Genomic DNA, 7,492 nt, shown 5'->3' on the forward strand with positions numbered 1-7,492 from the left:
TGACGAAGCCATGTTAGATTCTCCTCGCCCACTGTCTTTGCCGGCCAAGCTATGGCTAATCCTGCTTGGTGCCGCCCTGATAGCGGCCGGCCTGTTCCTGACGATCGGCGGCGGCAAGCTCGTCATGCTCGGCGGTAGTTGGTACTTCCTGCTTGCAGGGATTGCGGTTGTCCTGTCGGGACTTCTCGTGATCCTGCGCCGCCCTTCCGGGGCTCTGCTCTTCGGGCTGGTGACTGTCCTAACCGCCGCCTGGGCCGTATGGGAGGCCGGGCTCGAGTTCTGGCCGCTGATTTCCCGCCTTCTCGCCTTCGGCGTCGGCGCCACTGTCATCGCGTTCAGCTACCCGCTGTTGCGGAAGTCCTCCGGCCGCACACCCGCCTATGCGGGATCCTTCGTGATCGGTATCGTTCTGGCCATAGCCTCGGCGGCCGGTTTTGCCGGCATGTTCGTGGCCCATCCGCCCGTTGCCTTCAGCGGCACCCCGGCGCCGTTGACCCCGGTCGATCCGGCGCGCGAACAGAAGAACTGGGAAGCCTATGGCAATACGTCCGGCGGCAGCCGGTTTGCCGCGCTCGACCAGATTACCCGCGACAATATCGACAAGCTGCAAGTCGCCTGGACCTATCACACCGGCGACACGCCGATCAGCCCTGGCGCCAACGGCGCGGAAGACCAGGAAACGCCCCTGCAGGTGGGCGACCGTGTCTTCCTGTGCACGCCGCACAACAACGTCATCGCGATCGACGCCGATACTGGCAAGGAGATATGGAAGAACGAGATCAACGCCAAATCGTCCGTCTGGATGCGCTGCCGCGGTCTTGCCTATTTCGACGCGACGCGCCCGCTCGTCCAGCCGGCCGCGCCAGGTTCCACGCCGGTCACGGCAGCCACCGTTGCCGAAGGTGCCCTGTGCCAGCGCCGTATCCTGATGAACACGATCAATGCGGAACTGATCGCGCTCGATGCCGATACCGGCGCCTTCTGCCCGGATTTCGGCACCAATGGCCGCGTCGACCTGAAGATCGGCATGGGCGATGCGCCTGATCCCAGCTACGTGCTGACCTCCGCCCCGACGCTTGCCGGCACCACCGTCGTCGTCGGTGGCCGTGTCGCCGACAATGTGCAGGTGGACATGCCGGGCGGCGTCATGCGCGGCTTCGACGTCATTACCGGCGAATTGCGCTGGGCCTTCGATCCGGGCAACCCGGAAATTACCAAGCTGCCGCCGGCGGGCAGTACCTATACCCGTTCGACCCCTAACGTCTGGGCCGCCATGTCCTACGACCCGGCCTCGAACACCGTGTTCATGCCGGTCGGCAGCCCGTCGGTCGATCTTTACGGAGCAACCCGCACGGCGCTCGATCACAAATACGGCGCCTCGATGCTGGCACTCGATGCCACGACCGGACGCGAGAAATGGGTCTACCAGACCGTTCACAACGATCTGTGGGATTTCGACGTGCCGATGCAGCCGTCCTTCATCGACTTCCCCAAGGCGGATGGCTCAACGGTTCCGGCACTCGTCTTCGGCACCAAGGCCGGGCAGATCTACGTGCTCGACCGCGCCACCGGCCAGCCGCTGACCAAGGTCGAGGACGTGCCCGTCAAACCCGGCAATATTCCGAACGAACCCTATGCACCGACCCAGCACCTTTCGGTCGGCATGCCGCAGATCGGGGCGCAGACGCTGAGCGAAAGCGACATGTGGGGCGCCACCCCTTTCGACCAGCTCCTGTGCCGCATCGCTTTCAAGGGCATGCGTTATGATGGCGTCTATACGGTGCCGGGCACCGACCTCGCCCTCAACTTCCCCGGTTCGCTCGGCGGCATGAACTGGGGCGGCATTTCAACCGATCCGGTGACGAACACCATCTTCGTCAACGACATGCGGCTCGGCCTGTGGATACAGATGGTGGAGGCGGCGCCGACCAAGGCTGTCAGCAATGGCGGCGAAGCGGTCAATACCGGCATGGGCGTGGTGCCGATGAAGGGTACGCCCTATGCGGTCAACAAGAACCGCTTTCTCTCGGCACTCGGCATTCCCTGCCAGAAGCCGCCCTTCGGCAGCCTGACGGCAATCGACATGGCGACGCAGAAGATCCGCTGGCAGGTGCCGGTCGGCACGGTCCAGGATACCGGCCCGCTCGGCATCAAGATGGGTCTGCCCATCCCGATCGGCATGCCCACGCTTGGCGGCACGCTGACGACCCAGGGCGGCCTCGTGTTCATCGCGGGTACGCAGGATTACTACCTGCGCGCCTTCGACAGCGCCACTGGCAAGGAAGTCTGGAAGGCCCGCCTGCCGGTCGGCAGCCAGGGCGGCCCGATGACCTACAAGTCGCCGAAGACCGGCAAGCAGTATGTGGTGATTTCAGCCGGCGGAGCGCGCCAGTCGCCAGACCGCGGCGATTATGTTATCGCTTACGCATTGCCGAACTGACCGGCGCGATACCTGAATGAAGAGATGCCCGGCGATGAGTGGGCATCTTCTTCAGCGCGCATGGTTTACTCCCGAATCCATAGTGTCAGGACCTTGCCCCATGCCTTCAGCCGAGCTTCTCCTCACATTCTTCGTCACCACGGTCTTGTTTGCCTATCTTCCCGGGCCGGCCATGCTGTATGCCGCAGCCCAGACTTTGGCAGGCGGGCGACGCGCCGGGTTGATGGCAACGCTCGGCATCCATCTCGGCTGCTATGTGCATGTGGTGGCCGCGGCCGCGGGCCTGTCGATCCTGTTTGCAGCCGTTCCTATTCTCTACGCGGCGGTGAAGCTGATCGGGGCCGGCTATCTGATCTGGCTCGGGATTTCGCTGTTCCGTTCCCGCGGGCAGGAGGATGGGGGAGAAGCCGGCACCCCGAAATCCGCTGCTCGCGCCTTCCTGCACAGCATCAGCGTCGAGGTGCTGAACCCCAAGACGGCTATCTTCTTCATGGCCTTCCTGCCGCAGTTCATCGATCCGTCCGCAGCATTTCCGGTCTGGGCGCAGTTCCTGATCCTCGGCACGATCGTCAACCTCACCTTCTCCTCGGCGGATATCGTCTGCGTCATGCTGGCCGAGGCGATCATGGGGCGGCTTCGCCGATCCGGCCGGGCACAGAAGATGATGCGGCGGGCGGGCGGCGCGGTTCTTGTTGGCCTCGGCACGCATCTGGCGCTGCAGAGAACGTGAAAAAGGCCGGATGCGGGAGCATCCAGCCTTGAGCATAGTTGAGCCGGAGTCCGGTTCGGGATCGTCTTAGGCGACAGAGACCGGCACTTCGGTCGAGGTGCGCATAGCATGGCTATAGGGGCATACGATATGCGCCTTGGCGACCAGATCTTCCGCCTGAGCACGTTCGATGCCGGGCAGATCGACCAGCAGCGACACTTCGATGCCGAAGCCGGTGCCGTCATCACGTGGGCCGATACCGACCGTTGCCGTGACCTTGGCGTCTTCCGGGATCTTCACCTTTTCCTTGCCCGCGACGGCCTTGAGGGCGCCGAGGAAGCAGGCGGAGTAGCCGACTGCGAAAAGCTGTTCAGGATTGGTGCCGGTCGCGCCGTCGCCGCCGAGTTCCTTCGGAACCGTCAGCGTGACATCGAGAACGCCGTTTTCAGAAGCGCCGTGGCCTGCACGGCCGCCGGTGGCGGAACCCTTGGTGGTGTAGAGAATGGCCATGTCACAAACTCCCTTCGTTAAAACTTGTTCGCAATTTAATTGCGCACAATCTAATTACGCGCATTGCAAGCCGTCGTCAAGCCTGCAACAATAGCAACAGCAAAAAAGATAGAGCGCCGCGCCATGAAGTCAGCACCCGGACCGGAGAATAAGGCTCATCAGCCTAGGAAGGCATCGCAGCCGAACGAGCCAGCACGGCCCGCAGCGGGGCTGGATGCCATGCTTTGCTTTGCGATCTATGGGGCGGCGCATGCCTTCAACCGCAGTTACAAGCCGCTGCTCGATCCGCTCGGCCTCACCTATCCGCAATTCCTGGTGATGATGGCGCTCTGGGACGAGGACGGACAGCCGGTGAAAGGGATCGGCGAAAAGCTCGGACTCGATTCCGGCACGCTGTCTCCGCTGCTCAAGCGGCTCGAACAATCCGGCCTCGTGGCCCGGCAGCGGGACCGGGAGGACGAGCGGCAGGTCAGGATCACCCTTACGGACAAGGGGCGGGAACTTCAGCGGGATGCGGAGGGCGTAATGACGGCGATCGGTCATGCCGTCGGCTGCAGCCTGGACGAGGCAATGTCCCTGCGCAACGAACTCGTGGCGCTGAAGGAAAGGCTATCGTCCGCAGACGAATGACGCCGTCGGAAGGGCAATCGGCCTGCCCCGCATCCTACCGCTTATGGCGTCGGGCTGCGGAACAGGCCGGATAGAGGATTACTGCCAGACGAGGACACGCGCCTTTTCGGGCACGCGGTCGTAGAGATCGATAATATCCTGGTTCATCAGACGCACGCAGCCCGAGGAGACTGCCTTGCCGATGGAATTCCATTCCGGCGAACCATGAAGGCGATAAAGCGTATCCTGGCCGTTCTGGAAAATGTAGAGCGCACGGGCGCCAAGCGGGTTGGTCAAGCCGGGCGGCATGCCACCGTTCTTCGAAGAGTATTTGACGAGTTCCGGCTGGCGCGCCACCATTTCATCCGGCGGCGTCCATTTCGGCCATTTCTGACGCCACTGGATAACGCCCTCCCCGCTCCAGGCAAAGCCCTCGCGGCCGATGCCTACGCCGTAGCGCATGGCGCTGCCGCCCGGCTCGACCAGATAGAGGAAGCGGGACGGCGTATCGACGACGATGGTGCCGGGGCGCTCACCCGTCGGATCGACGACGCGCTGACGGTAATAGCGCGGGTTGATCTTCTGATAGGGAACTGCCGGAACGATGAAGCCCCCGTCTTCGACGGTGCCATACATCTGCGCGACATCGGCCGAGCCGGCCATGACCGGTTCCGGGCCATTGAAGCTCACGCCGTCGCGATAGGTGATGATTGTCTGATCGGGGCCGGAGGCCGTCGAAGCGCAACCGGCCAGCGATGCCGTGCCCGCGCCAAGAAAGGCCATGAAGCCCCGGCGAGAATAGTCTTTATTGAGGATCATGTGAGGATGGACCACCGAGAGAAACGCATTTGCGAAAAAAGCATACTGTAACGGGATGAAAGGCAAAAGGTTTCGCCCATGTTTCCGGCCTATCAAAAGATAGATCTGCGGTAATTACGCAACTACTCACAAGCCGCGCACATGCGCTCACATCTTTGCGATGGCGTTTATACAGGATGAAAGCTGGTGCACGCATGAATGCGTGTCAAATGACGACGATTGGCGTGCCGGAGGGGACGCGGTCAAACAGGTCGATGACGTCCTGGTTCAGCATGCGCACGCAGCCGGAGGACGTGGCCTTGCCGACCGACTGCCAGTCCGGCGTTCCATGAACGCGGTAGAGCGTATCCTTGCCGTTCTGGAAGATATAGAGCGCCCGCGCGCCGAGCGGATTGTTGAGGCCGGGATTGGCGCCGCCTTCGGCCGCCGCAAACTGCCGCAGGTCCGGCTGGCGCGCGACCATGTCATCGGGCGGGGTCCAGCGCGGCCATTTCGCCTTGCGCTGGATGACGCCGCGCCCGCTCCAGGCAAAGCCGGCCTTGCCGAGACCGACGCCATAACGCATCGCCTTGCCGTCCGGTTCGACCAGGTAAAGATAGTGGGCCTGGGTATCGACCACGATCGTGCCCGGCGCTTCGCTGGTGGCATAGCTCACCTCCTGGCGCAGAAAGCGCGGATCGATGCGCGAATAGGGGATGGCAGGCAGCGTATGGCCATCGTCGCGGGTGACATCATACATCATGCGATGCACGGGATTGGAGATCGGCAAGCCATAGGTCTGATGGAAATTCGACGGATAAAGCTGGCGTTTCTGCGGAATCGCGCCCGGCATGGGCGGAGGCTGATTGGACGGCGGATCGGCATAGGGCGGCACGTAGAAGTTCGGCGCTGTTTCGCGGGCAAACACGGCCGGGTCCATGCGGGTCGTATCCGTCACGAAGGGCACGGTGCAGCCGGACAGGACAGCCACTGCCGCACAGGCAAGCGACAGGGCGCGGGCAGCGATCGGGCGAAACGCTGAGGGAGAATCGGGCATGGCAACGGCTTCCGGCTGATGACGTCGAAGGCCAAGCTTGCATATCGGGCTTTCGTGAAACTGGCGGCAAACGGTTGACGCCCAGCGACAGCAGGATCCGAGATATGCGCGCATTGGTAGCAGTATATCGATGTAAAGAATTGCCATAGATCAAATACTACAAGATTCAATCGTTCACATATCACAGTGCAGTTTCGTCAAATCTTATGATCGAATTTAACGTTTTGGGAAAAGATAAACTTATCGAAATTCTGAAGTCGTCCCGAAAATGGCGGCAAATACTCTAGGGTAGGACGAGGTATGACTATCTTCCAAAATGTGAAAATACTGACCAAAATTTCTGTCGTCATGCTGGGTCTGATCGTGGTCAGCCTTGCTGTCGCCTACATCAGCCATAGCTCCAGTGCGGTTCAGTCGGCGAATGCCAATATGACCGATCACACGCATGACGTCCTGTCGAAGCTATCGACCATGATGGCCGCCATGGTCGATCAGGAAACCGGGATGCGGGGCTACGTCATCGCGGGAGACCAGAAATTCCTGGATCCTCAGATCGCCGGCGCCAAGACATTTCAGGAATACCTGGCCGCAGCGCAGCAGCTGACTTCCGACAATCCGGCCCAGCAGACGCGCCTGAAGGATGTGGCAAAGCTTGCCGAAGCCTGGACTGTCGGCGTGGTGAAGCCGGAAATGGACTTCATGAAGGACGCTTCGACCTGGGACAAAGCTCGTCAGATCGAGATTTCCGGCGCCGGCAAGGCTTCCATGGACGGCATCCGCGCAAAAATCAAAGAACTCGCAGAGGCGGAAACTTCGCTTCTCGGCGTGCGAAAGGCTGCAGCCGATGCGGCCGCTGCTCGGGCCCAGTTTGCGGCCGTTACCGGCGGCGGCACAATGCTGCTTCTGTCGGCAATCGGGCTTTTCATTCTCAACAGCGCCCTCGTCAAGCCGCTGCGGAGCCTTAATGCCTGCATGATGACCCTGGTCGGAGGTCAAAATGACGTCGATGTACCCGGACGTGGCCGCAAGGACGAAATCGGCGAAATGGCTGCTGCCGTCGAAAGCTTCCGTCAAACCGCTATAGCCAAGGTCGAGAGCGATCGTCAGGCCGCAGAAACCCGCCAGACGTCCGACTCGGAACGGGCGCGCGCCGCAGATTCGGATCGCCAGCGTGCGCAAGAAATGGCTGAAGCGACCAACGGTCTGGCAGAAGGCCTGAAGCATCTCGCCCAGGGCAACATGACCTTCCAGCTCGCACAGCCCTTCGCGCCGGACTTCGAAAGCCTTCGGGAAGACTTCAACCTGGCGATCGAGCAGCTGCGCGGCACGCTGAACACGGTTGCCGAAAGCGGCGCCTCCATCGACAGCG

At 61.8% G+C, this 7,492-nt stretch carries 7 protein-coding genes; 4 read left to right on the top strand and 3 right to left on the bottom strand.

Annotated features, from left to right (window positions below):
• The first annotated feature begins 10 nt into the window (after positions 1–10).
• Together EPK99_RS20885 and EPK99_RS20890 are read left to right on the top strand one after the other, a co-directional pair.
• Positions 11–2,440, top strand: coding sequence for a glucose/quinate/shikimate family membrane-bound PQQ-dependent dehydrogenase (locus EPK99_RS20885; protein ID WP_164901829.1), 2,430 nt, complete (start codon positions 11–13; stop codon positions 2,438–2,440).
• A 100-nt stretch (positions 2,441–2,540) separates the two neighbouring features.
• Positions 2,541–3,170 carry a LysE family translocator gene (locus EPK99_RS20890; protein ID WP_128444984.1) on the top strand — a complete coding sequence of 210 codons (630 nt, stop codon included), beginning with the start codon at positions 2,541–2,543 and terminating at the stop codon, positions 3,168–3,170.
• Positions 3,171–3,236: 66 nt separating this feature from the next.
• Here EPK99_RS20890 and EPK99_RS20895 read toward each other — a convergent pair whose 3' ends face one another.
• Positions 3,237–3,659: an organic hydroperoxide resistance protein gene (locus tag EPK99_RS20895; RefSeq protein ID WP_128444985.1), complete on the bottom strand. Its 423-nt coding sequence runs from the start codon at positions 3,657–3,659 to the stop codon at positions 3,237–3,239.
• Between the two features lie 123 nt (positions 3,660–3,782).
• Between EPK99_RS20895 and EPK99_RS20900 the strand changes: the two genes are divergently transcribed.
• A complete protein-coding gene (locus EPK99_RS20900) occupies positions 3,783–4,289 on the top strand; it encodes a MarR family winged helix-turn-helix transcriptional regulator (protein ID WP_128444986.1) in 507 nt (168 codons plus the stop codon).
• Positions 4,290–4,367: 78 nt separating this feature from the next.
• On the opposite strand, the gene EPK99_RS20905 is transcribed toward EPK99_RS20900, so the two are convergent.
• Entirely contained in the window at positions 4,368–5,087 is a 720-nt protein-coding gene (locus tag EPK99_RS20905) for a L,D-transpeptidase (RefSeq protein ID WP_128444987.1), read from the bottom strand.
• A gap of 205 nt (positions 5,088–5,292) precedes the next feature.
• Positions 5,293–6,123 (bottom strand): L,D-transpeptidase, encoded by an 831-nt coding sequence (locus EPK99_RS20910; RefSeq protein WP_128444988.1) that lies wholly within the window; start codon positions 6,121–6,123, stop codon positions 5,293–5,295.
• 300 nt (positions 6,124–6,423) lie between these two features.
• Here EPK99_RS20910 and EPK99_RS20915 point away from each other — a divergent pair.
• Positions 6,424–7,492, top strand: a 1,069-nt coding sequence (locus EPK99_RS20915; protein WP_128444989.1) for a CHASE3 domain-containing protein, incomplete at its 3' end; no start/stop codon positions are given.

The organism is Neorhizobium lilium, from assembly GCF_004053875.1.
Taxonomy (GTDB): Bacteria; Pseudomonadota; Alphaproteobacteria; order Rhizobiales; family Rhizobiaceae; genus Neorhizobium; species Neorhizobium lilii.

Excerpts from the sequence above, each read along its gene's own strand:
- EPK99_RS20910 (WP_128444988.1), bottom strand. The coding sequence starts at position 6,123 with ATGCCCGATTCTCCCTCAGCGTTTCGCCCGATCGCTGCCCGCGCCCTG.
- EPK99_RS20885 (WP_164901829.1), top strand. The coding sequence starts at position 11 with ATGTTAGATTCTCCTCGCCCACTGTCTTTGCCGGCCAAGCTATGGCTA.
- EPK99_RS20890 (WP_128444984.1), top strand. The coding sequence starts at position 2,541 with ATGCCTTCAGCCGAGCTTCTCCTCACATTCTTCGTCACCACGGTCTTG.
- EPK99_RS20900 (WP_128444986.1), top strand. The coding sequence starts at position 3,783 with ATGAAGTCAGCACCCGGACCGGAGAATAAGGCTCATCAGCCTAGGAAG.
- EPK99_RS20895 (WP_128444985.1), bottom strand. The coding sequence starts at position 3,659 with ATGGCCATTCTCTACACCACCAAGGGTTCCGCCACCGGCGGCCGTGCA.
- EPK99_RS20905 (WP_128444987.1), bottom strand. The coding sequence starts at position 5,087 with ATGATCCTCAATAAAGACTATTCTCGCCGGGGCTTCATGGCCTTTCTT.